Genomic DNA, 22,153 nt, shown 5'->3' on the forward strand with positions numbered 1-22,153 from the left:
TATAATAAAGGTGTACCTGTTATAGTAATTTGAAAGCTTTAAAAATCTCAAAAAAGCAGTACTGTTATACAGTGTATAAACATCTGTTATATAATATAGCTGTTACACTGTATACTGTACTATAGCAGGTACAATTTTCTTAAAATGGTATGCTCAATAAAAAAAATTACATTAAGGAGAGGAGTAATAAGATGGCTAAAGTGATGAAAACCATGGATGGTAATACGGCTGCTGCCCACGTCGCATACGCCTTTACAGAAGTAGCAGCGATTTACCCAATAACCCCTTCATCACCCATGGCAGAGCTGGTAGACGCCTGGAGTGCCCATGGAAGGAAAAACATATTTGGACAAACTGTAAAAGTCATTGAAATGCAATCAGAGGCAGGGGCAGCAGGATCTGTTCATGGGTCACTGGCAGCAGGTGCCCTCACAACTACTTTTACTGCATCACAGGGTCTTCTTTTAATGATACCAAACATGTACAAGATTGCAGGTGAACTTTTGCCTGGCGTTTTCCATGTAAGTGCCCGTGCAGTAGCAACTCACGCTTTGTCAATCTTTGGAGATCATTCTGACGTCATGGCTTGCCGTCAGACAGGTTTTGCATTGCTTGCATCAGGCAGCGTACAGGAAGTAATGGACTTAGGTGCAGTAGCACACTTATCCGCAATAAAGGGAAGAGTACCATTTTTACACTTTTTTGATGGATTCAGAACTTCACACGAAGTTCAAAAGATTGAGGTACTAGATTACGACGACCTTGCAAAACTTGTAGACTATGAAGCATTAAAAGCTTTCAGAGACAGAGCTTTAAGGCCAGAAAAACCTGTTACACGCGGTACAGCTCAAAATCCAGACATCTTCTTCCAGGGAAGAGAAGCTGCTAACAAGTTCTACAACGCCCTCCCTGAAGTTGTAGAATACTACATGAACGAAATAAATAAACTCACAGGCAGAAATTATAAGCTCTTTAACTACTATGGAGCACCAGACGCAGAAAGAATAATAGTAGCAATGGGTTCTGTGACTGAGACGATTGAAGAAACAATAGACTATTTGATGAAAAAAGGTGAAAAAGTAGGATTAGTAAAAGTTCACCTTTACAGGCCATTCTCAGTAAAGCACTTCCTCGAAGTAGTACCAAAGACAGTAAAGAAAATTGCTGTGCTTGATAGAACAAAAGAGCCTGGCTCTATTGGAGAACCGCTCTACGAAGATGTAAAGACTGCCTTTTATGAGAGCGAACTGAAACCTGTAATTGTCGGAGGCCGCTATGGACTCGGTTCAAAAGACACGACTCCTGCGCAGATTATCGCAGTATTCGAAAACCTAAAATTAGAAGAGCCAAAGAACCACTTCACAATAGGAATAGTAGATGACGTAACTAATACTTCGCTGCCTGTTGGAGAGGAAATAGATACAGCACCAGAAGGAACCACCAGCTGCAAATTCTGGGGATTTGGTTCTGACGGTACAGTCGGCGCAAATAAGAGCGCTATAAAGATAATAGGCGACAACACTGACCTTTATGTTCAGGCTTACTTCCAGTATGACAGTAAAAAATCTGGCGGCGTAACAGTATCTCACTTGAGGTTTGGCAAAAAACCAATAAGGTCTACCTACCTGGTAAATACCGCTGATTTCATAGCATGCCATAAGCAGTCCTATGTGTACCGTTATGACATCTTGAAAGGACTAAAAGATGGCGGCACATTCCTCTTAAACTGCAACTGGAAACCAGAAGAACTGGAAGAAAAACTTCCAGCATCAATAAAGAGATACCTCGCAAGACACAACATAAACTTCTACATTATAAACGCAGTTGACATAGCAAAAGAAATAGGCTTGGGCGGAAGAATTAACATGATAATGCAGTCCGCTTTCTTCAAGCTCACAAATATAATACCAATTGAGGATGCAGTAAAACACCTAAAAGAAGCAATAGTAGAAGAATACGGACACAAAGGCGAAAAGATAGTCCAGATGAACTTTGAAGCAGTAGAAAGAGGCATCAATTCTCTCGTAAAAGTGGAAGTACCACCTCACTGGGCAGATGCACAGGATGAACCTGAAGAAGAAAGAAATGTACCTGAATTTATTAAAAATGTCGCAGATGTAATGAATAGGCTCGAAGGAGACAATCTCCCTGTAAGTGCCTTTTTAGGAAGAGAAGACGGAACCTTCCCGCCAGGAACTGCAGCTTATGAAAAGCGCGGAATTGCCGTTGATGTCCCTGAATGGCAAATAGATAATTGTATCCAATGTAACCAGTGCGCTTTTGTATGTCCACACGCTGCAATAAGGCCATTCCTGCTCACTGAAGAAGAAGTCAAAAATGCTCCAGAGGGATTTAAAGTCAAGAAAGCCATTGGAAAAGGCTTTGAAGGCTTATATTACAGAATACAAGTCAGCGTCCTTGACTGCACAGGATGCGGAGTGTGCGTAAATGAATGTCCTGCAAAAGAAAAGGCACTTGTTATGAAACCATTAGAGACACAATTGCACGAAGCAAAGAACTGGGAATATGCAATGACCTTGTCTCCAAAACCCAATCCAATGAGCAAAGAGACAGTAAAAGGAAGCCAGTTCGAACAGCCGTTGCTTGAATTCTCAGGAGCATGTGCTGGTTGTGGTGAAACACCTTATGTGAAGTTAATAACACAGCTATTCGGCGATAGAATGATGATAGCAAACGCAACAGGTTGTTCTTCAATATGGGGAGCAAGTGCACCATCTACACCTTACACAGTAAACCATGAAGGAAAAGGACCTGCTTGGGCAAACTCTCTATTTGAAGACAATGCAGAATTTGGATTAGGCATGGTACTCGCTGTAAAACAGCAGAGAATGAAGTTAGCTGATATAGTAAAAGAACTGCTAGAGCAAAACATCACAGCAGAGTTAAAAGAAGCACTGCAATTCTGGCTTGACAACATGATGGATGGCGAAAAATCCAAAGAAGCTAGCAAGAAGTTGCTGCCAATACTTGAAAACTATAAAGCTGAAAATGAAAAAGTAAAGACATTAATAAATGAGATACTTGAAAGAAAAGACTATCTGGTTAAAAAATCTCAGTGGATAATAGGTGGAGACGGTTGGGCATATGACATCGGATACGGCGGTTTAGACCACGTACTAGCATCAGGAGAAGATGTAAACATACTGGTGCTTGATACAGAAGTTTACTCCAACACAGGCGGACAGTCCTCAAAGGCAACACCATTAGGCGCAGTTGCACAATTTGCCGCAGCAGGTAAACCACTTATAAAGAAAGACTTAGGTAGAATGGCAATGACATACGGATATGTGTATGTAGCTCAGGTCGCAATGGGAGCAAGCCAAACACAGCTGGTAAAAGCACTGGTTGAAGCAGAAAAATACCCAGGTCCATCTCTTATCATAGCTTATGCTCCATGCATTGCTCACGGAATTGACATGAGCGAAAGCCAGATAGAGCAAAAGAGAGCAGTAGAATCCGGCTACTGGATACTCTACAGGTACAACCCGCTCCTCAAGAAAGAAGGAAAGAATCCGTTCATACTGGATTCCAAGCCTCCAAAACTCTCCTTCCAGGAATTCTTGAGGAGAGAAGTAAGATTTACAGCTTTGGAAAGAACCTTCCCGGAAAGAGCAAAAGAACTCTTCGAAGAAGCAGAAAAAGCCGCAATGGAGAGGTACAAAATCTACGAAAGAATGGCAAAAGAAGAGTAAAATTGGAGGGGGTCACTCCCCCTCCTCTTTTATTCTGTGATATAATCTAATGTGTACAATCAAAGAGAGGTGACTTAAAAAATGGATTTTCTAGACCAAGCCATCAAATTCTATAGCGAAGAAATCGAGGCACATATGCTTTATTCATACCTTTCTAAAATAGAAAAAAATCTGCAAATCAAAAAAGAATTTGAAAAACTTTCAAAAATGGAGAAGGAACACGCAGCTTTTTGGGAAAAATTTTTAAAAGATCGAAAAGCCTACATACCTAAACAAAGAACTCATCCTATTAAATTATTTTCTTACAAAATACTCCGCAGAGTGCTTGGAAGTAAACTTTTTGTTACAGTTTTAGAAATGAATGAGACCTCAACTACAGAATATTACTTCAAATTCTTAAAAGAAGCCGCTTTGTCGGATAAAGAAAAAGCGATTCTTTCGAGAATAATCGAAGAAGAGCTCGAACATGAAAAATTATTTAGCCAGCAAAAAGATAAAATCAGCATAGAAAACATAAGAGACTTCATAATGGGTATGAACGATGGCCTTGTAGAAATCCTAGGAACTGTAACAGGTCTTTCTGCTGTTTATCCGAAAAATCCTATTACTGTAGGCACTGCAGGCCTTGTGGTAGGAGTAGCGGGAGCACTTTCTATGGCAATAGGAGCATATACTTCTGTAAGGTCTCAAAGACAGGTAAATGAAGGGATAAAAAAGAAAATGGAGCTACTATTCAAAGTTTCAAAAGAAAGAGCAAAAGAAGAATTTCTAAATAAGTTGCAGGATTCAGGAATACCAATGGAAGTTGGCGAAGAAATAGCCGAAAAATTAAACAATAATGAGGAGGCCATGACAAATCTCTTGACAGAAGAAATAACTGAAAACGAGGTAAAATCTGCATTGTACACAGGCATCGCATATCTTGTAGGGCTTGTATTCCCTGTAATCCCTTATTTCTTTATCTCTTCCTCTTCTCTATTGGCTTTAGCATTTTCTGTGATATTTGCGGCTATAGCCCTTTCCATAGTGGGAACTGTGGTATCTGTAGCATCAGAAAGCCTATCTATCAAAGGAAAGATAACAGAAATGGTCATCACAGGCCTTGGAGCAGCAGCATTATCTTACCTCTTTGGAACACTGGTACAAAAGGTATTTGGAATAACCGCCTAAACTCCAGACAAAGGGGACGGTTCCTTTCATCTGAACAACTTAGAATTCAGACAAAAGGAACCGTCCCCTTTGTCTGATTTTAAAAAAAGTTGATATTATCATAAATATCTTGTACAATGAAGATAAGAACAATAAATTTTAACCTCTTCCCGAGGAGGGAGAAAATGTTTAAATTCAACATAAAAAATCTCATTTGGGCCATAGCAGGGCTTGTCCTCCTCATAGTGGCTGTATTTTTTATAGTCAACTGGCTTATAAATTCAAAAAATAGCACCTCCAGTGAAAGTGCATAAGCCTATAAATAAAAAGACCCCGCTTAAAAAGCAGGGTCTTTTGCTTTATTTTTCCAGTATTTTTATCAGGAGGTTAATACTTGCCTCTACGTCCTTCTTATCCACCATCTCTGAAACGCTGTGAACATACCTTGTGGGAATAGAAATCACTCCAGAGGGTACTCCCCCTCTTGAAAGGTGAATCGCTCCTGCATCAGTACCGCCAAATTCCAGTATTTCTAATTGATACGGAATATTGTTCTCTTTCGCCACTTCAATCATCATATCTCTCACAGAAGGGCTCACAATTATCGATCTGTCCATTACCTTTATTGCTGCACCTTTACCGAGAGCTACCGCCATTTTCTTCGCTTTAGGAGTATCTCCCGTTGCAGTTACATCCACAGCAATAGCAAAATCAGGATTAATACTGTAAGCGGCTGTAGTAGCACCTCTTAAGCCTACCTCTTCTTGCACTGTGAAAACAAAATACAGCTCATTTTCTGTCTTCACGTTTTTTAGCGCTTCAATCGCCACATAACAACCTATCCTGTCGTCAAAAGCCTTGGAAATTAACCTATCTCCAGCTTCTACAAACTCTCCTACGAAGCTTCCACTCTCCCCTATTTTGACAAGCTCTTCTGCCTCTTTTTTATCTTTTGCACCTATATCTATGTAAAGCTTCTCCAGTTTAAAATCCTTTTTATCCTCCAAATGCTCTACTCCAATTACTCCTACTGTACCATTTTTAAACTTAACTCTTCTTCCTACAAGGTGCTCTACATAAACGCCACCTATCGTTGTGAACCTCAAGAAGCCTTCCTCTTCAATATGCGTAACCATAATGCCTATTTCATCAGCATGAGCAGCCACCATTATCTTTTTCCCTTTTCCCTTTTTCACACATATCATGTTTCCCATCGCATCATGAGTAACCTCATCGCAAAAACCTTTGACTTCCTCTCTTATAATCTCAAAAACCTTCTCCTCACTTCCCGAAGGTCCAAAAGCCTGTGTTAGCTTTTTTATAAGTTCCACATTCACACTCATTTCAATACCTCCTCAATATTTTTAATCACTAAGTCCACAAGCTTAACTGTATTTTCAAAGTCACTCAGCTTAGCTACAGAGTTGAAAGAATGGATGTATCTACAAGGCACAGAAATAGCTACTGTCTTTATTCCTCCTTTTGTAAGGTGTATTTTACCTGCATCATTTCCACCGCTCGCTATTCTCCTAAACTGATAAGGTACATTATTCTCTTCTGCTATCCTGACAACCTTATCAATAATCTTTCTGTCATACAAAGTAGTTCTATCCATAAGTGAAATTGCAGGTCCTTTCCCCAGCTCTGTGGAAACCAGATGAGGCTCTGAATCCACAACATCCGCAGCTACAGTCCCTTCCACAACTATCGCAAAATCAGGCTCTACATTATAAGCCGCAACACCCGCTCCTCTTAAACCAACCTCTTCTTGCACTGAAAAAGCCGCGCAAACAGGATATTCATATGTATTTTTCAAAATTTCTATTAATACATTACAGCCTATTCTATCGTCCAAAGCCTTTGCCTTAACATAGCCATCCCCTAAAATCTCGAAATTTGATTCAAAGTAAACATAGTCACCGGGTGAAATGTGCTTTAAAGCTTCTTCTTTAGATGCTGCTCCAATGTCTATATAGAGTTCATCAAAGTCAAGAGGTTTTTCCTGCTCTCCTTTTTTCTGAAGATGTATAGGTTTTGCACCTATTACCCCGTTTATCTTCTTCTCCCCTACCTTTACTGCTTTGGCTACCAGAATACGGTTGTCAACTCCGCCCACAGGAGAAAAACTTAATGTCCCGTCTTCATTTACAGACTTCACCATTAAAGCAACTTCATCCATGTGAGCAGCCAGCATCACCTTTGGCTTTTCCTTTTTCCCTTTTTTGCAGGCTATCAAATTCCCAATTCTATCCACATAAAGCTCATCCACATAAGGTTTAACTATCTCTTTTATCTTCTCTCTTACCTCTTTTTCATCTCCAGAAGCACCTAAAAGCTCAGTTAACTCCTTTAATAACATAAATGTCCCTCCAATTCCTCAGGCAGATTGGCAATATAGTGTGCCAGCAGTCTGCCGCTTTCTATTATGTCTTTCATATTAGCAGTTTCCACAGAAGTATGCATGTACTTCAAAGGTATTGACACAAGCCCTGTAGGAACTCCTTTTTTTGACACCTGGATTGCCCATGCATCAGTGCCTGAATGCCCAGGAAGCGGCTCTATCTGATAATTTATATTGTATTTTTTCGCTATATCTACAAGCCCTTTATATACAGCAGGATGAATATTAGGCCCCTTCCCAATCGCAGGCCCTTTCCCTATCTCTATGTCGCGGCTAACTCCCCTCGCTTTCGCATGAGTCACATCAATCGCTATAGCTATGTCAGGTTCAATATTGTAAGAAGAAGTTATAGCTCCTCTTACCCCCACCTCTTCCTGAAGAGTAGCTACAGCATACACGTCGTGATAATGGTACATCTTCCTTAGTTCATCAAGGCATACTGCCATCACCACAACCCCTGCCCTATCGTCTAAAGCCTTTCCTGAAACATTATCATTCAAAAGTTCTCTAAACTCCCTTTTCACAGTTATAATATCTCCAATGCTTACCAGCTTCTCTACTTCCTCTTTCGGAAGCCCTACGTCTACGTACATATCGTCTATTTTTATTGCCTTCTCCATATCTTCGGAGGATAAGAGATGAGGCGGTTTACTCCCTATAACTCCCAATAATTCTTTTTTACCGTGCACTATGACTTCTTGAGAAGGAAGGGTTCTTTGGTCCACTCCTCCAACCGGTGTAAATTTTATAAATCCTTTCTCATCAATATCTTTCACCATAAGCCCTATTTCATCCAAATGGGCTGCCAGCATCACCTTATACTTGCCCTTTAAACCCTTCTTTTTAAAAATTAAATTTCCAAAATTGTCCTCTAGAACTTCATCGGAAATCTCTTCAAATTCTTTTTTCAAAAGCTGATAAATTCCTCTTTCATGTCCGGAGACCCCGTGACTTTCACTAAGCTTTTTTAACAGCTCCTTATAATCCATTTTCTACCCCTTCCCATCTAATTTTATTAAACAAAGTGGTAAAATTCTGCTTTTGCCCTTCCTGAGTTTATTATTTCTACATAAATCTCTAAAATCCTTCTCCAATTTTTCGTCTTCTAAAGATATTTTAAAAAAATCAACTCTACCCCCTTGACAAAATAGTTTTATACTGTTATATTATAATATAACAGTATAAAACTTGGGAGGTCATTTCATATGCATCAAAATCTAATTGAAACAATCGCGTTTTTAGCATCTTTTACACTTGTAGTAGGAGGCTTAGCATTTTTATTTTCAGACAAGGCTTCAAATATACCTTTGCTAAAAACCCTAAAAGAGAGCTCTATCGCAAAAATAGCAGCATCAGGAGCTTTTGCCTTAATCGCCTGGTTTTTACCCTGGATTTCACTGAAAGTACTTTTTCTCGCTTTGGCTTTTGTGCTACTTCTGAGCATTTTTCCTCTCAAAAAAACTCTCTCTCCTCTTGGGACAGTTATTCTCATATTTTTTCTTATAATAATCGCTCTGGGACTTTTAGCAATACCTGTAGGTTTTTGGACCTATTCTAACATCTTAAAAATCGCCACAGGTACCCTGCCGCAGATAAATATAAACATACCTCCAATAGATATTTCTAACTCCTCAGGAGACGTCGTTATTAATCGCTTAGATAAAAAAGTACTTCCTGATACAGAAATACCTCTAGAAGACGTACAAAATATCCAAATTTCGACATATTCAGGCATGGAATTAGAATTTACAAAAACTAACACTATTGAAATTCCTTCTGATTTTGTCGTGAAAAAAGAGGGAGAAAACTTAATTTTATCAGAACTAAGCCAAAAAAACGTAACTTATGTAATAAAAGTGGGAACCCTCTCCCCAAAAAACCTTAAGATAAATTGTTCAGGAATTAAAATCACTGGAAAAGCTGACTTAAAAGATTTCTCACTGAATTGCAATGGCGCTAAAATGAATGCTGACATAACCTCAGAAAAAGAAACTTCAATCCACTGTAGCGGCTTGAACCTGACCGGAAAACTGCGCGGAGAAAATTTAAATATCGATGCAGACGGCATTAACATGTCTGGAGAATTATATTTTGATAAAATTTCTATCAATTCTTCGGGAATAAATATTCACACCTCTGCAAAATTTAAGGACTTTAAAATAAGTTCTTCAGGTTTCAATGGAATTATCGAAATTTTGAATTCCTCAAATGAGAGGGGAAACTTATTAATTGACAGCGATGGCGGTTTAGCAAGAGTTATTAACAAAAATAACGCTCCTGTAGAAATAAAAACTCACGGTTTTATAAAACTTGTAAAAGAGTGAGGGTAAAAGATGTTAAGAAAAGTTGATAAACACAGTGGAGTACCTGCATATTTACAAATAGTAAACATGATAAAATCCGAAATTTTATTGGGAAATCTCCAAAAAGGCGCTCAATTACCTTCCGTAAGAGATTTGCAGGTAATTTTCGATGTCAATATAAACACTGTATTAAAAGCACTGGAAAAACTCAAAAACGAAGGGTATATAGAATCAGAGCAGGGAGTCGGCTATTTTGTAAAAAAAGACATTGATGTAAACAAAGAAGTGATAGAGATAATAAGAGAATGTGTGTCAAAGCTCAAAAATGGCCGGATAGACTACTATACAGCAATGTTAATTTTTGAGGAGGTCTGGAAAAATGAATGAAATGATAAGTAAAATGGACGTGTATATACAAAAAGAAGTAAAAGAAAAAGCTGTACGAATATTTCTCCTTACTTTTCTTCTTCTTATACCGGGGATATTCATAAAAACGATAGTTTTGCTATTTTTCTCTGCCAGCTTTATAGTATACGATATAAGGCACCAGAACGCAGAACTTCTATATTTTCTGCCTTTTTCCAGAAAGGAATTGTTTTTCTATAATCTCATTTTCTTGAGCCTAATTGTAATTGCAACATCCAGTATTTCTGCTATCTTTGTAGGTATTACTTTAATAGACAAATTAAAAATAATTTTACAAAGTTTAATCCTTCTCTTTGCAATATTTGGGCTTCAAATGACCTTTTCAGGATTTGAAATGGACGGCCTTGTCTGGAGCGTACTGATAGTGCTTTTAGACATGATTTTTGGATATATTGGCAGCCCGAATATAAACAGCACTCTATTTAATCCCTACAGCTTAATAAGCTTTACTAGACAGGGAAACTTGGTTTTGTCATTTATATACTCTTCTCTAATCTCCTTTTTGGGTTATTGGTCATATGTAATAAAAGGTGGTGAAAATTAATGTATGTAGTAGAAGTAAAAAATTTAAGCAAACAAATAGATGGGAAACAAATACTCTCAAGTGTCAGCTTTAAAGTACAGGAAGGAGAAATAATGGCACTTGTGGGTCCAAATGGCGCAGGAAAAACTACAACATTAAAATGCATAATGAATGCTATGAAAAAAGACTCTGGTGAAATATTCATATTTGAAAAGCCTTTTCACCCCTCCATAAAAAAGGATATAGCCTTCGTCACAGAACACAGAAAGGTCTTTAGCAATTTACAGTTAGCAGATTACTACAAAATGTACAAAACATTATACCCTTTGTGGGACGATACTTTTTTTAAAAATTTTCTTTCCAAATATGGATTCAATCTAAATGATGAAATGCAAAAATTTTCAAGAGGTCAAAAAACTCTAATACTTGCAATTCTGGCTTTCTCAACAAATGCAAAACTCATAATACTTGATGAACCTACACAGCACCTTGACCCAGCTACAAGATTTGAACTAATTGAAATTATAAAGCAGTATGTCAATGAGAAAAAAGGCACAATACTTCTTTCATCCCATGAAATATTTGAATTAGAAGAATACGCAACAAGTTTTGCTATAATAAAAGATGGGAAAATACTCTATACAGACTCAATAGATGAGGCAAAACAAAAGCACAGAATAGTTAGTCTAAACGAAAACATAAAAGGGGCAAAAGTAATTGCAGTGATGAATAACGAAGTTTTAGTACAAACCGAAGAAGATATAGGCGAATATCCTCGTCTAAATCAAATAATCGTAGGCTACCTAAAAACCTAAGGGGACAGTAATAGAACAAAAACCTGTCCCCCTAACAAACAAAGCAAACAAAAGGGGACGGTTCCTTTTGTCTGATTTTTAAATGCATAAAAAATATTAGTGGTTTGCTTTGGAAACTTTCCCATAAAGCAAACCGCTTTTTTTGGTAATTTAACCTTTTGAGGTTTTCTTATTCTCCCAATTTCCACAGTTCTTCTATATACTCGAAATTTACCTCCCCATTTAATATCTCATACGTATTATGGCTGACATATAAAAATAAACGTCTCTCAATTACGTCAGGAGAAATATCTAAAATGCGAGGAGTATCCTTTGCGATGCTTATAGTGAGAGTATAAATTTTGTAATCTTTCTCCCCTTCAAAGCTAATTGAATAGCCACTTTTCCAGTAATCATAGTTTTTCCCATTGTCTTCTTTTAAATCAAAATTTTTAAAATACCTTAGTATTTCTTTTATTTTATTCGGATTTTTTATTACTCTCATTTCAAAATCGTTATCTTGATATTTTATTATAGTAGCATCACTAAAGGATATGCCAGAATAGTGGGAAAGAATTAGATTGTTAAAAGTTCCATTCCGAGGATAAAAACATATACCAGCAAAAATGCCACAGAGAGCAATAGTATTATAAAAAATTTTTTCATTCTCCTCTCCTGCCTTTTAAGACTTAAATATAGTTATCTTCATTAAATTTTTTCAATATATTTTTAGCCTATTTTAATACCTTTCTCCCTTCCTCAGGCAAATTAAAACTCTCAATAAATGCTTGCCCATGATATACAGGTATTATACCCGACTCAACAGCAGGTTTTATAGGAACATGTTGCGCAACTATTACAGAACTAGGTGGTATATCACCAAACATAGGTACAGGCGGCCAATATCTACCGTCAGGTGGAAAATATAAAAAGACAACTCCTTGAAGTGTGATGTATAAAAACTTATCCTTGGAATCATTGTTAATAGATGTAGGGTCTGTTTTATCATCTTGAGAATAAATATATTTTTGCCACACTTTAGGTAATTTCCAATCATCAAATAAAACAGAATCAACGCAATAATCTCTCCATATTCCTCCATAAATATCAGAACCATACACTGGTATTTGTGACATATCAAAAGATGGACTTTTCTTTAATTGTTTCAAAATTTCAACTTGAGAAATTGGATTTGCCAAATCAATGTTTTGTGTATTTTGAGACACTACTTTCTTAGATTCATATTTTGTAAATCCTCGGGATATCAGTATACCAATTATTAATCCAAGTATAAAAACAAAAAATATCTTATTTTCACCTTATTTTACCTCCAATTACTACTTTTAAAGATCTTTCATGTTCCAGCCGAGCATTCAATACCCCATTTGTACCAAATATTGTACTAAGATTCAATTTAGTGGACATCACAAAAATATTAAAATCAATCTATCTTAAAGTTTTTAAACACATCTCTATATTTTTCACTAAATGATATTTCAGCATTTTTTACATATTGGTGTATTACACTGTCAAAATATTTTTTGTATTCATTCTGCACCTCTACAGTCATTTTATCTGCTTTTTTCAACTCACCTTTTTTAATTCCCTGGTCTACTATTAGATTATATAGTTTACCAAAAAGCAATATCCTTTCCGCATTGTATTTCTCATAAACATTCCAGTATTCCTCTTGCGTCATGCCGCTTTTAGAAATCAATTCCTTTAGCTTCCTCTCTGCTTCCGGATATTCTTTGAATTTCTGCTTTTCTTTTTCAATATACGAATTTATTTCGTCTTCGGATACCTTTAAATTGTACTTCATAGCAAGATATTCTTCTACTTTTTCTCTTACCAATTTATTTAAGACAAAATTATTTATATCGCTTATCTGTTCCCCTGATGCTAACGTCAATCCTTTGCGCAGTTCAAATTCATTTTTGTATATTGGTATTCCATTAACTTTTGCAATTACATCACCCTCATTTATTTTTAAAACGCTCTTATTCTCTTTTAAAAAGCTGCCTATCTTTTCAATAACTTTATCAAACTGCAAGTTATTTGAATCGTCGTTTGCATTTGAAACTGACAACGCAAATCCCGCCACACCAAGTGACAAAACAATGGCAAGAGTGATTAATAAAAATATTTTTGTTTTTCTCATTAACTTCACACCTCCAGATAATAAATCCTACTAACATTATACCATTTATTTCGCTTATCAGATACTACAAATTGGTTACAAATTATTAAATTTTTACTAATTCCCATACATTGCTTTCATTTTTTCTTTATATTAAAATATGTTTCCCCATTTTACACAGGTAGATTTGAAGTTATTTGAAATTTTCACTACTTTGTGTTATCCTTAATAAATAAGCCCGACTGTTCTTCTCATTCTCCTACAAGGAGGCTCTTTTGATGGAAACTTTCTTCTCTGCAGTCCAGGGAGTTCTTATAATCGTATTCATACTGGTGCTTGGTTATTATCTATCTAAAATAGGGTGGTTTGACAAATCAACATCAGAACTTTTTGCAAAGCTTGTAATTAATGTATCTTTACCTCTTAATATGATTGTAAACATTTCTACAACTTTTTCTAAAGAACAACTAGAACACTCAGTAAGAGGGCTTTTGATTCCATTTTTATCTATCCTTCTATCCTATGCTGTCGCCTACATATTTGCTAGCATTTTTAAAATAAAAAAGGGAAGAAAAGGCGTGTTTGTAGTGATATTTTCCCTTTCAAATACTATATTTGTTGGTCTTCCTATGGCTCAAGCTCTTTTTGGAGATATAGCAACACCTTACACCCTTTTATACTACATGGCAAATACAACAATACTGTGGACTTTAGGAGTTTATAGCGTTATACGAGATGTGAATGAAAAAGAAAAAAATGTAGTAAATTGGGATACTGCAAAGAGAATATTCAATCCTCCTCTTTTAGGTTTTATAATAGGAGTAATTTTTGTGCTTGCAAATATTTCTCTTCCAAAATTTCTCTTTGAAAGCTTTAGAATGATTGGAAATCTCACTACTCCTTTATCAATATTCTACATTGGCATAGTCATTCATGAAATGGGTTCTGATAAATTTAAACTTGACAAAGATGCCATTCTAGTTTTCATTGGGCGGTTTTTAATAACTCCTGCATTTGTATTGCTTCTAAACATATTCATCCCTGTGCCAAAGCTTATGAGGGATGTATTTGTCATAATGTCAGCAATGCCTGTACTTGTAAATTCAGCAATTATAGCGAGAGTTTACGGGGCAGATTATGAATTTGCCACAAGTATGATTACATATACAACAATATTAAGCGTTATCATAATGCCCTTTTACATGGTGTTATTAAGAATAATTTAATACTTTCTTTTCAATCCATGTGAGAATATCTTTATAAACCTCCTCTTTCCCAACTTCATTGAGGAGTTCATGCCTTTTCCCCGGATAAAGCTTCATATCAACCTGTTTTAAACCTATACCTTTATATAGGTCATATAGCCTTTTTACCAATTTACCATATTCACCGACAGGGTCTTCTTCTCCTGAAATAATAAATAAAGGTAAATCCTTCGGTATTTTAACTAACCTCTGAGGCTTATATATATTTAATAGCCCTTTAAAGAAATAATAAAAAAATCCCGCTGTAAAGACGCCCCCACAGTAAGGGTCTTCTTCATATTTTTTAACTTCTTCTTTATCTGTTGAGAGCCACTCAAATTTGCTCAAGCTATCGCCCTTTATCCTTTTATTATAGCTTCCAAATGTAAGTCTATCTAAAACTTTACTCCTCTTTTTCTCACCAAAAAGTGTTTTCTCAATAAAAGCCAAAGCATAACCAAATCTAAGAGGCAATTCCTTAACTGCAGAGGAACCGCTCAATATAACGCCATTAACTTCTTTGCCATACCTTATCATAAACTCTTGAGCCACAAAAGATCCAAAACTATGTCCAAATATGACAATGGGAAGATTTCCGTATTTTTCTTTCAAAAACTTCATTATCAGATATTCATCTTCTACTATCTTATTAAAGCCATCTTTTCCTATGTAACCTACATTATCCAGGCTCCCTGCTGTTTTCCCGTGACCTCTATGGTCATCGGCACATACTACAAATCCTTTTTCATTCATATAACGGGCAAAATTTTGGTATCTTCCCCCGTGTTCAGCCATTCCATGAAATATCTGAATAATACCTCTGTAAATTTCTTCCGGCTCCCACAAATGAACATATATATCTGCCCCATCCTCCCCTTTTATAGAAAAACCGTCAAAATTCTCTGCCATCTTGCTCCCCCTCTTTAAACTTCTTTTACATAATATTTATTCTATAAAAATTTCATTTAACCTGCTAAATTTTACAAAGAAAATTTCCATTGGCAGCCCTAAAAGGTCTTTTTCTTTAAAATTTGTAGGGAAAGAGCATATATCTCCCTCTTTCTTAATAGCCAAAAGCCCTGTTGCAAGTAAAATCAAAGCATCCACTATATCGTCTCTTCTTAAGCCTTTAATTTTATCTTCAACTATCTCACAGTCAAACTTTCTAAAAAGTATTCTTAAAAACTCCATTCTCTCTTTATACCCTTCCTCATCTCTTTTACTAAATTTTGCTACCTCACCTTTTAATCCTTTAAAAGCCACCTCTGGATGAGATTCTTTTAGAAATTTAACTGCTTCTGGATTTTTAATTATAAATTCATCCACTTCCTTTATTTTAGGAATAATATTCCAGGCCTGTTTTGACAACCCTTTCCCCAAAATCTTTTTATTTATAGCTAGTGCCTCTTTATAATCTCTGGCCTCAAAAACTTCTCTACAGGGAGGAGAAAATATACTGGAAGAGCGAGGATGCCCAAGAAATTTCCTTGCTTCTTCATCACAGCTTCTATACCTTTTCTCCGAATGAGGAAGACCAATGGGAATATCAATAAGAACAAGTTCTAATTTATCCCTGTAAAAATACCATACATCCTCAATTTTTTTAAAAAATTGCACAAAAGCCTTCCCATTTTTACAAGTAGCTACAGCCCATCCGCCACAAGCACCGTCTATACCTAAAACTCTTTCGTCAATATTCACTGCTATCCCTTCTTTTTATCCCAATTCTACTTCTTGCACTTTCCTGTATCTTTCAAAATAATAGTACAGTATTAAAAAAGTAATTAAAATAACAAGAGTAGCAATTATTCCACCTTCTAGTCCAAAGTCCCCACCAGAGAGAAAATTGTTTTTCGGAAAAGCATTGTAAATACCTCTTATAGCATTGCCACTTACATTAAACCCGAATATGTAACCTTGAAAATAATTCCATGATATGTGATATCCAATCGGCATCCATAAATTCCCTGTTTTTAGATACATATAGGAAAACAAAACACCTATAAGAAATATATTTAAAAGCCCAAGAAAAACTATATTAGGATTTAGAATATGCATAAATGAAAAAATAATGGAAGAAATCAAAACAGAAACCCACGGCCTTTCCATCTGGTTTAACGCATTTATAAAATATCCTCTGCTCATGAGCTCTTCTTCCAAACCCACAAGAATAAAAGCGTACATGCCACCAAGTAAATAGTAAGCACTTATATTACTATTTCTTTCGATTGTTACAGCCCCTATTATGTAAAGTATCAAAACAATTATTGCAATGGAAAAAGCTCCAATAAAAAAGCCTGCTATTAAGTTCCTATAACCCTCTTTTATAGAAATAAAGCCTATATCTTTAAATCTTTTCCTGTCTATAAATTTTAGCATTAAAGTTATCATGATTACTGTAGACAAAAAACTTATAGTAGTGAAAAGATAAAATCGCTCTTCTCCCACCATCAATAAAAGAAGCAATTTATGCATTGTATATTCTGAGTACTTACCTATCAAACCAATTATTAAAAAAGCTAAAAACGCAAGTAACAATGTAATGACAAAAGTTCCTGCTATCAAAATAGCAATTTTCCATCCCGAACGCATTTGCCCGTTTTTATTTACAAACATTTTCTTCAAGGCAATCCCTCCAATGTACAAGTAATCTATTACCATAATATACAAATTTAGAGCAAAAAACAAGAGAAATTTATTTTATCAATTACTTTACTATCGCATAGAAATAATGGACCATATCTGCTATATACACTGTACCATCTCTTCTAATAGCTGGAGATGAATACACCTCATCATATAAACTAAATTTCCACTTCAACCTACGCTTAAATCAATTGCATATAAAACATCATGGCCATCTGTCCCACCTATATAAACTGTTCCTCCTTTTGGAATAGCAGGTGATGAGACAATTGCCGAGCTATTTGTCGTGTATTTCCACTTTAATTTTCCGTCAGCATCAATAGCACATATATTTTTATTTTTTTCTTCTTTCTGCTTTTTGTCAAATATATTACCTCCATCTGCCACATAAATAGTACCATCTGAGGAAATAGCAGGTGAAGAAAAAATCCCGTTACGCGTTTCAAATTTCCATTTAATTTTGCCAGTAGGTTCAACTGCGTATAATCCATCTGACCCTACGTAAACCGTCCCATCCTGAGACACAGCTGGAGTAGAAATAACGCCTTCGCCTATATCAATTCTCCACTTGAGAGTACCATTTGGATTGACTGCATAAAAACTTACAGTTGAACCCGCATAGATTGTCCCATCTGTTGCAATTGCAGGAGAGGAAAGAATCCTCCCAGATACTTTACTTTTCCACTTAATTTTACCATCTGTGCTAATTGCGTAAAGATAAGAGACATCTTCATTTGCCTCATTCTCCCCTAATGTTCCAACGTATATTGTGCCGTCTGAAGCAATAACAGGCGAAGAAACAGCCAGAGTCCCTAATTTTAATTCCCATTTAAGTTTTCCATTGGGTTTTATGGCATATAAATTTCCAGAAACTAAATAAATTGTTCCATCCGTTCCAATAGCAGGAGTTGAAAAAAATATCGCCAAAATCTGTTTTAAATTTCCATCTGATCTTTCCATTAGGGTTAACCGCATATAAATGTTTGCTTGTTCCAATATAAATAGTTCCATCTGCCCCAATGACAGGTGATGATATTGTCCCTCTACCTCCGTCTAGCTGTATCTTCCATTTTAATTTGCCATTGTTATTTGATGTACTATAAAGGCACTGGCCTGTACGTTGGGCATTGTAGTGAAACACTGGCCAAACAGGGGAACGCATATTAACTTTAAGTAAAAACAAACTAATGCCTATTAAAACTACCACAGTAAATACTGCTATCATAAAAGTTAAAGGAGTAAATTTAAACTTTCCCATCTCCCACCCTCCCTACCTTCCATTATACCTCTTTAAGTGTCAAAATTTATTAAAAAATTCTTAAATCTGATTACCGAGTACTTCCAACGCAAAATGGCATTATATACTAAAAAGAAAAAATACAGGGTTTCCCCTGCATTTTTAATCATAAAAAAGTTTTTACACTCTAAATAGTGCCCATTCCTGTTTAAACATTAGTGCTGCTATATATATACTAATAGCCACATATACTATTGATGAAAATACAAATATCCCTATGTGTGTCATATTAATAATTCCATAAAGTAATTCTTTAAATATTGAAATAGTCCCAAATACAGGTATTGCAAAATAAGATATAGGTATTTCATTTGGCATTTTATACATCACCAAATATGCCGGAATTATTGCAATAAACATTAAAGGTGAAATATATGTCTGCCCTTCTTTAAAAGATTTTGCATATGCACTTAAAGCAAGCTCCAGTGCAGCAAATATTGATGCTGTAAAAAAGGCAGCCACGAACATGACAACTATTGCCGTTGTACTCAACCTAAAATCGGCATTTAAAGATGCCATATCTTTATTTAAAGAAAAGGAAGCAAAAAGTCCCAAAAGTGAAGCAATAGCACTTATAAGTGCCATGGTTGTTACAGCTAAGTATTTGCCTGCCATTATAGAAAGCCTTGATGCAGAAGTCGTAAGTAAAGGTTCTAACGTACCTCTTTCTTTCTCACCTGCTGCCAAATCAACAGCTGCTCCCATACCTCCTGTTGCCGTCCATAAAGTCAAAAGCATTGGTACAATGAATGCTAAAAAAGAACCTGCCATTTTACTTTGTGAAGCTATGTTTTCAGTTTTTACTTCAATTGGATCTAATATTTTAGGATCTATCCCTTTTGCTATAAGTCTTTCTTTTACAATATTATTCGCATATTCTTTTATAAGACCTCTTATCATATTCTCTGCATTTGAAGATTTCATATTTGACATGTCTACCTGAATTGTTAAATCAGCGTTCTTGCCTTCTTCTATATTTTTATCAAAATCAGAAGGTATAACTACAATTGCCCTTATATCGCCTTTTTCAAGACTTTCTTTGGGATTTTGCAAACCCGTTACTATACTTATTCCTGTCGATTTTAAATAATTTATAAATTTTGCATTATTTCCTTCATCTATAATTGCTATTTTTGTCTCGCTTATTTTTTGTTCTGATATGCTTTCTGCTCCACCTATTACTATGTACATCATTATAGGAATAAACAAGGCAGGAAGTAAAATTGTAACAATCCATGTCTTTTTATCTCTAAAAATGTCCTTTAGCTCTTTTTTCAAAACTATGTATACATGCTTAAACTTCAATTTTCTCACCTACCAATTCCATAAATAATTCTTCAAGATTGTCTGTTTTGTATTTCTCCTTTAAATCTTTTATAGTCCCTTCCTCTATAAGTTTTCCTTTGTGTATTATACCTATCTTGTCGCAAAGTTTTTCTACCTCTGACATGCTGTGGCTTGAGAAAATAATTGTCTTTCCTTCTTCTTTGCAAAACCTTATAAAGTCGTGCACTTCTCTTACTGAACCTACATCGAGTCCTGACGTTGGCTCATCAAAAAGCATCACCTTAGGGTCATGTATTATTGACCTCAAAATTGCTACCTTTTGCTTCATTCCTTTTGAAAGCTTACCTGCTGGTCTATCAATAAATTCAGTCATATCAAATTTACGGGCTAATATATCAATTTTTTTATCTGCCTCCTCTTTATCCATATCGTGAAGCTCTGCAAAATAAAGTATATTTTCCCTTGCAGTAAGCCTGTCATATAAACCGCTTTCTCCTCCAAAAAGTATTCCAACTTCTTTTCTTATCTCTTCTGGTTTTTTTATTAAGTCTTTCCTATTTATAATGGCTGTTCCACTTGTAGGCTTAAGCATTGTTGCAAGCATTCTTAAAGTTGTGGTTTTGCCTGCACCATTTTCACCTAAAAGTCCGTATATTTCTCCTTCTTCTACTTTAAAACTTAAATTGTCTACTGCTTTTATGTTTTTAAACACTTTAGTAAGTCCAATAACTTCTACCAAAATTACCCCTCACCTTCAATTTTTATCATTTTCTAGGTCTAGTACCAATTTAGATAATGCTTCTTGAATCGCCTGACGGACTTCTTCAAGAAAATCTTTTGAAATTCCCTCTGATTTAATTTCCGGTTCTGGAATAGGTTCAAACCAAGTAAGAAAGAGTTTTTTCATAAATTCTTTAGCAAAATTCTCCGTCACGATGCGATCATCAAAATCTGAAACTGATAGAACTTTCCTTCCATCTCTAAAAAGTATAAAATCCCAAAGCCTTATTCTTCCAGTTTCTATAATTTGTAAGAATAATTCTCTTGCCTCTTTTGTCATCTCCCCTTTTACAGCAATAGCTCCCTTCATACCGCTCCATGGCTCCACAAAAACTTCAGGTAGCCCAAGAAATTCTTCTTTCCCTTCAGAAAGTGTCATTGTTGGGTCATCAGGAAATCGAACTTCAAAATGAGATGCTGAAAGTACACCATATTTAAGTATAAGTTTCCATATATCAGCACCTCTTCTCTTTCCTATGTAATAATATTCTCTTTCTTTCGACATAGCTCTCACTCCCATCTCACTATCAAATCTTTAAAGTAGTGCTTTTACCTGCACCATTTGGACCTATAAGCCCTACAACTTCTCCAGGATACATCTTGAAAGAGATCCCATCAACTGCTTTTACCTTGCCATAATACTTTTTTAGATTTTTTACAGAAAGCACACTATCCATCTGCGACCTCCGTTTATGCAAAATTTATACAAATTATAATCTCTCAAACTATAATAAAAAACAACTACTGGAACACAATACTATAAATTCTACAAAATTCCCTAAAATCCTTCTTCTATTTCCAATCTACAGTAAAATTTAACGTAAATTTAACATAGTTATACCCTATTACCTTTTTATATTTCTAACAGTTAAAGCGTAATCCAAATCATAAAAATATTGCAGCAGGTAGTGGAGTAATTTCTTTTCATCTCCCATAGGTTAATTATGTACCAATTGATAATTCTGTTATAGGCTGATAAAACAGAGGTCTGAGTTTTATTTTTGATTACTTCCTGTGTATTTATAAAGTAAGTACGAATCTATAATAAAAATTAAAGCAAAAACAATGCAAAATGTAGCTTTAAAAATTTCATAACTTACGTTTAATATAAGCATTATTAACATGAATGATAAGAAAAAACTAGTCACAACAAAACTGATCGAATGAGCTTCTGCCATTTTGTTTTGAAGTTGTTTATCTTGTGGGATGTTAATATATCGACTAGTAAAAAAGTTAGAGAAAAAAGCAAAAAATGCAAAATACATATAAGATTTAAAAAATCCTAAAAAGCCAAGAAAACCGAGAAAGCCTAACAACCAAAATAATTTTTTCATACAATAATCCCTCCTAACATTGCACAATTATAATCTTATGTTAAAATTATACCAAATTACCAATATTTTTCGCAATAAGAAAGATGGTTTGAAATTAAAAGAAAAATTGATAAAAA

At 35.4% G+C, this 22,153-nt stretch carries 25 protein-coding genes and 1 pseudogene; 8 read left to right on the forward strand and 18 right to left on the reverse strand.

Annotated elements, in window-relative coordinates:
• Positions 1-191 precede the first annotated feature (191 nt).
• From nifJ to EV203_RS14105, 3 genes are all read left to right on the forward strand, one after another.
• Entirely contained in the window at positions 192-3,713 is a 3,522-nt protein-coding gene (gene nifJ, locus EV203_RS08285; RefSeq protein WP_132040007.1) for a pyruvate:ferredoxin (flavodoxin) oxidoreductase, read from the forward strand.
• Positions 3,714-3,794: 81 nt separating this feature from the next.
• Positions 3,795-4,883, forward strand: coding sequence for a VIT1/CCC1 transporter family protein (locus tag EV203_RS08290; protein WP_132040009.1), 1,089 nt, complete (start codon positions 3,795-3,797; stop codon positions 4,881-4,883).
• A gap of 164 nt (positions 4,884-5,047) precedes the next feature.
• Positions 5,048-5,176: a hypothetical protein gene (locus tag EV203_RS14105; protein ID WP_022587136.1), complete on the forward strand. Its 129-nt coding sequence runs from the start codon at positions 5,048-5,050 to the stop codon at positions 5,174-5,176.
• A gap of 45 nt (positions 5,177-5,221) precedes the next feature.
• Here the strand turns inward: EV203_RS14105 and EV203_RS08295 are convergent, their stop codons facing one another.
• The 5 genes from EV203_RS08295 to EV203_RS13835 form a co-directional block, all read right to left on the reverse strand.
• Entirely contained in the window at positions 5,222-6,205 is a 984-nt protein-coding gene (locus tag EV203_RS08295; protein ID WP_022587137.1) for a M42 family metallopeptidase, read from the reverse strand.
• Positions 6,202-7,221 (reverse strand): M42 family metallopeptidase, encoded by a 1,020-nt coding sequence (locus tag EV203_RS08300; RefSeq protein WP_132040011.1) that lies wholly within the window; start codon positions 7,219-7,221, stop codon positions 6,202-6,204. Before EV203_RS08300 ends, EV203_RS08295 begins: the two co-directional genes overlap by 4 nt.
• Positions 7,212-8,252: a M42 family metallopeptidase gene (locus tag EV203_RS08305; RefSeq protein ID WP_011024879.1), complete on the reverse strand. Its 1,041-nt coding sequence runs from the start codon at positions 8,250-8,252 to the stop codon at positions 7,212-7,214. Before EV203_RS08305 ends, EV203_RS08300 begins: the two co-directional genes overlap by 10 nt.
• A 221-nt stretch (positions 8,253-8,473) precedes the next feature.
• Positions 8,474-8,707: a hypothetical protein gene (locus EV203_RS13830; RefSeq protein WP_243700630.1), complete on the reverse strand. Its 234-nt coding sequence runs from the start codon at positions 8,705-8,707 to the stop codon at positions 8,474-8,476.
• A 105-nt stretch (positions 8,708-8,812) separates the two neighbouring features.
• Entirely contained in the window at positions 8,813-8,998 is a 186-nt protein-coding gene (locus EV203_RS13835; protein ID WP_243700631.1) for a hypothetical protein, read from the reverse strand.
• Here EV203_RS13835 and EV203_RS13840 point away from each other — a divergent pair.
• From EV203_RS13840 to EV203_RS08325, 4 genes are read left to right on the forward strand one after another with little or no spacing between them, the layout of a single operon-like run.
• On the forward strand, positions 8,997-9,587 hold the full coding sequence (locus tag EV203_RS13840; RefSeq protein ID WP_243700632.1) for a hypothetical protein: 591 nt from the start codon (positions 8,997-8,999) through the stop codon (positions 9,585-9,587). The genes EV203_RS13835 and EV203_RS13840 overlap by 2 nt on opposite strands.
• Before the next feature lie 9 nt (positions 9,588-9,596).
• Positions 9,597-9,953, forward strand: a complete 357-nt coding sequence (locus EV203_RS08315; RefSeq protein ID WP_011024876.1) for a GntR family transcriptional regulator — start codon at positions 9,597-9,599, stop codon at positions 9,951-9,953.
• Positions 9,946-10,536, forward strand: coding sequence for a hypothetical protein (locus EV203_RS08320; RefSeq protein WP_043884077.1), 591 nt, complete (start codon positions 9,946-9,948; stop codon positions 10,534-10,536). Before EV203_RS08315 ends, EV203_RS08320 begins: the two co-directional genes overlap by 8 nt.
• Positions 10,536-11,330: an ABC transporter ATP-binding protein gene (locus EV203_RS08325; protein WP_132040015.1), complete on the forward strand. Its 795-nt coding sequence runs from the start codon at positions 10,536-10,538 to the stop codon at positions 11,328-11,330. Before EV203_RS08320 ends, EV203_RS08325 begins: the two co-directional genes overlap by 1 nt.
• A 169-nt stretch (positions 11,331-11,499) precedes the next feature.
• On the opposite strand, the gene EV203_RS08330 is transcribed toward EV203_RS08325, so the two are convergent.
• The 3 genes from EV203_RS08330 to EV203_RS08340 form a co-directional block, all read right to left on the reverse strand.
• Positions 11,500-11,814 carry a hypothetical protein gene (locus tag EV203_RS08330; protein ID WP_132040017.1) on the reverse strand — a complete coding sequence of 105 codons (315 nt, stop codon included), beginning with the start codon at positions 11,812-11,814 and terminating at the stop codon, positions 11,500-11,502.
• Positions 11,815-12,043: 229 nt separating this feature from the next.
• On the reverse strand, positions 12,044-12,508 hold the full coding sequence (locus tag EV203_RS08335; protein WP_243700633.1) for a hypothetical protein: 465 nt from the start codon (positions 12,506-12,508) through the stop codon (positions 12,044-12,046).
• Positions 12,509-12,750: 242 nt separating this feature from the next.
• Positions 12,751-13,470 carry a SurA N-terminal domain-containing protein gene (locus EV203_RS08340; protein ID WP_132040021.1) on the reverse strand — a complete coding sequence of 240 codons (720 nt, stop codon included), beginning with the start codon at positions 13,468-13,470 and terminating at the stop codon, positions 12,751-12,753.
• 257 nt (positions 13,471-13,727) lie between these two features.
• On the opposite strand from EV203_RS08340, the gene EV203_RS08345 reads away from it, so the two are divergent.
• A complete protein-coding gene (locus tag EV203_RS08345) occupies positions 13,728-14,675 on the forward strand; it encodes an AEC family transporter (RefSeq protein ID WP_132040023.1) in 948 nt (315 codons plus the stop codon).
• Here EV203_RS08345 and EV203_RS08350 read toward each other — a convergent pair.
• The 10 genes and pseudogenes from EV203_RS08350 to EV203_RS08400 all read right to left on the reverse strand — a co-directional run bounded on the left by EV203_RS08350 (position 14,661) and on the right by EV203_RS08400 (position 22,037).
• Positions 14,661-15,602: an alpha/beta hydrolase gene (locus tag EV203_RS08350; protein WP_132040025.1), complete on the reverse strand. Its 942-nt coding sequence runs from the start codon at positions 15,600-15,602 to the stop codon at positions 14,661-14,663. The genes EV203_RS08345 and EV203_RS08350 overlap by 15 nt on opposite strands.
• Before the next feature lie 36 nt (positions 15,603-15,638).
• Positions 15,639-16,394: a DUF429 domain-containing protein gene (locus tag EV203_RS08355; RefSeq protein WP_132040027.1), complete on the reverse strand. Its 756-nt coding sequence runs from the start codon at positions 16,392-16,394 to the stop codon at positions 15,639-15,641.
• 15 nt (positions 16,395-16,409) lie between these two features.
• Positions 16,410-17,309 (reverse strand): CPBP family intramembrane glutamic endopeptidase, encoded by a 900-nt coding sequence (locus tag EV203_RS08360; protein ID WP_243700634.1) that lies wholly within the window; start codon positions 17,307-17,309, stop codon positions 16,410-16,412.
• Positions 17,310-17,510: 201 nt separating this feature from the next.
• Entirely contained in the window at positions 17,511-18,266 is a 756-nt protein-coding gene (locus tag EV203_RS08370) for an outer membrane protein assembly factor BamB family protein (protein WP_165911594.1), read from the reverse strand.
• Entirely contained in the window at positions 18,169-18,597 is a 429-nt protein-coding gene (locus EV203_RS08375) for a PQQ-binding-like beta-propeller repeat protein (protein WP_132040035.1), read from the reverse strand. Before EV203_RS08375 ends, EV203_RS08370 begins: the two co-directional genes overlap by 98 nt.
• Before the next feature lie 159 nt (positions 18,598-18,756).
• On the reverse strand, positions 18,757-19,950 hold the full coding sequence (locus EV203_RS08380) for an ABC transporter permease (RefSeq protein WP_207910875.1): 1,194 nt from the start codon (positions 19,948-19,950) through the stop codon (positions 18,757-18,759).
• Entirely contained in the window at positions 19,931-20,662 is a 732-nt protein-coding gene (locus EV203_RS08385; RefSeq protein WP_043884066.1) for an ABC transporter ATP-binding protein, read from the reverse strand. Before EV203_RS08385 ends, EV203_RS08380 begins: the two co-directional genes overlap by 20 nt.
• Before the next feature lie 15 nt (positions 20,663-20,677).
• A complete protein-coding gene (locus EV203_RS08390; RefSeq protein ID WP_043884065.1) occupies positions 20,678-21,208 on the reverse strand; it encodes a hypothetical protein in 531 nt (176 codons plus the stop codon).
• 28 nt (positions 21,209-21,236) lie between these two features.
• Positions 21,237-21,380 (reverse strand): annotated as a pseudogene (locus EV203_RS08395) (ATP-binding cassette domain-containing protein); the annotation flags it as partial.
• A 318-nt stretch (positions 21,381-21,698) separates the two neighbouring features.
• Positions 21,699-22,037 carry a DUF3796 domain-containing protein gene (locus EV203_RS08400; protein ID WP_043884064.1) on the reverse strand — a complete coding sequence of 113 codons (339 nt, stop codon included), beginning with the start codon at positions 22,035-22,037 and terminating at the stop codon, positions 21,699-21,701.
• Positions 22,038-22,153 lie beyond the last annotated feature (116 nt).

This window comes from Caldanaerobacter subterraneus, assembly GCF_004345675.1.
Taxonomy (GTDB): domain Bacteria; phylum Bacillota; class Thermoanaerobacteria; order Thermoanaerobacterales; family Thermoanaerobacteraceae; genus Thermoanaerobacter; species Thermoanaerobacter subterraneus.